The 2,500-nt window shown below is 54.1% G+C and carries 1 rRNA gene (running past one end of the window); it reads right to left on the bottom strand.

Features of this window, described 5'->3' with window-relative positions:
• A 23S ribosomal RNA gene (locus DVH29_RS09695) occupies positions 1-2,238 on the bottom strand (it extends 492 nt beyond the left edge of the window).
• Positions 2,239-2,500: the final 262 nt, after the last annotated feature.

The following is a 2,500-nucleotide window of genomic DNA, read 5'->3' as shown; positions in this document are numbered from 1 at the left end:
CCGGATCACTATGACCGACTTTCGTCTCTGCTCGACTTGTCAGTCTCGCAGTCAGGCAGGCTTATGCCATTGCACTCAACGACCGATTTCCGACCGGTCTGAGCCCACCATCGCGCGCCTCCGTTACTCTTTGGGAGGCGACCGCCCCAGTCAAACTACCCACCACACGCTGTCCCGGGTGCTGTTACACCGCGGTTAGACATCCATGACGATAAGGGTGGTATCTCACATTGCGGCTCCACGAGAACTGGCGTTCCCGCTTCAAAGCCTACCACCTATTCTGCACATGCCGACACGAATGCCAGCGTGAAGCTATAGTAAAGGTGCACGGGGTCTTTCCGTCTGACCGCAGGAACCCCGCATCTTCACGGGGAGTTCAATTTCGCTGAGTCGATGCTGGAGACAGTGGGGAAGTCGTTACGCCATTCGTGCAGGTCGGAACTTACCCGACAAGGAATTTCGCTACCTTAGGACCGTTATAGTTACGGCCGCCGTTTACCGGGGCTTCAATTCAAGGCTTGCACCTCTCCTTTTAACCTTCCGGCACCGGGCAGGCGTCAGACCCTATACGTCGCCTTACGGCTTCGCAGAGCCCTGTGTTTTTAATAAACAGTCGCCACCCCCTCTTTTGTGCCACCCGCCAATGGTTGCCCATCAACGGGTCACGCTTATCCCGAAGTTACGCGTGCAATTTGCCGAGTTCCTTCAGCATCGTTCTCTCAAGCGCCTTGGTATACTCTACCAGTCCACCTGTGTCGGTTTAGGGTACGGACTATAAGCTGGGGCTATTTCCTGGAACCGCCTCACTGCATCCCCAATCCAATAAGGGGATACAACTCTGGCAATCCGTCACTTCCCAGCAGGCTCACGAATATTAACGTGATTCCCATCGACTACGCCTTTCGGCCTCGCCTTAGGAGCCGGCTAACCCTGCGCTGATTAACATTGCGCAGGAACCCTTGGACTTTCGGCGAGAGTGTCTCTCACACTCTTTATCGCTACTCATGTCAGCATTCGCACTTCCGATACCTCCAGGAGCCCTCACGGGTCTCCCTTCGCAGGCTTACGGAACGCTCCGCTACCGCGTGCAGTAAACTGCACACCCTAAGCTTCGGTGCATGGCTTGAGCCCCGTTACATTTTCGCCGCAGGAACGCTTGACCAGTGAGCTGTTACGCTATCTTTAAAGGATGGCTGCTTCTAAGCCAACCTCCTGGTTGTCTAAGCATTCCCACATGCTTTCCCACTTAGCCATGACTTGGGGACCTTAGCTGTAGGTCAGGGCTGTTTCCCTTTCCACGACGGACCTTAGCACCCGCCGTGTGTCTGCCAGATAGTACTCTTGGGTATTCGGAGTTTGGTTAGGTTTGGTAATCCGGTGAGGACCCCTAGCCCATCCAGTGCTCTACCCCCCAAGGTATTCGTCTGACGCTCTACCTAAATAGATTTCGCGGAGAACCAGCTATTTCCGAGTTTGATTGGCCTTTCACCCCTAGCCACACGTCATCCCCGTCTTTTTCAACAGACGTGGGTTCGGTCCTCCAGTGCGTGTTACCACACCTTCAACCTGCACATGGCTAGATCACTCGGTTTCGGGTCTAATCCGTCGTACTTAATCGCCCTATTCAGACTCGGTTTCCCTACGCCTACACCTAACGGCTTAAGCTTGCACGACAGACTAAGTCGCTGACCCATTATACAAAAGGTACGCCATCACCCAGGACAAACCTTGGGCTCTGACTGTTTGTAGGCATCCAGTTTCAGGAACTGTTTCACTCCCCTCGTCGGGGTGCTTTTCACCTTTCCCTCACGGTACTTGTTCACTATCGGTCGCACACGAGTACTTAGGCTTGGAGGGTGGTCCCCCCATGTTCAGACAGGATTTCACGTGTCCCGCCCTACTCGAGGACAAACAAGCTTTCTACCGGTACGGGGCTATCACCCACTAAGGCGAAGCTTTCCAGCTTCTTCCCGTTCTTACTTGTCTGCCACTGGCCTGGTCCGGGTTCGCTCGCCACTACTACCGGAGTCTCAATTGATGTCCTTTCCTCCGGGTACTGAGATGTTTCAGTTCCCCGGGTTAGCTCCCTTGCGGGTGGTCCGAAGACCGGGTTTCCCCATTCGGAAATCGCCGGATCAAAGCTTATTCGCAGCTCCCCGACGCTTATCGCAGCGTAACACGTCCTTCATCGCCTGTGTGCGCCAAGGCATCCACTGAACGCCCTTTTGGCACTTGATCGTTCTCATGACCAATATCCGCAGACAGAAAACTGCCCCTCGGATACCGATCGGTCAGATCTAAAACTGATCATATGCGTGCAGCATATGATCAAAGACCAGTTTCACGAGGTATCGTTTCTCCAAGGCAAAAGCCTAATCCCGACTGGGGGACCGCCTGGGGTACAGGCAGGACAAACAACCCTTCTCTCAACAATGTTAAATATCGGGCACATCCGGTCTCATCAAAAGACCGAACGGCCGAACCGTTTCAAACCACACGC

The organism is Pelagibacterium lacus, from assembly GCF_003345525.1.
Classification (GTDB): domain Bacteria; phylum Pseudomonadota; class Alphaproteobacteria; order Rhizobiales; family Devosiaceae; genus Pelagibacterium; species Pelagibacterium lacus.
The sequence above is the reverse complement of the archived record's forward strand: the minus strand, read 5'-3'. Positions and strand labels throughout refer to the sequence as shown.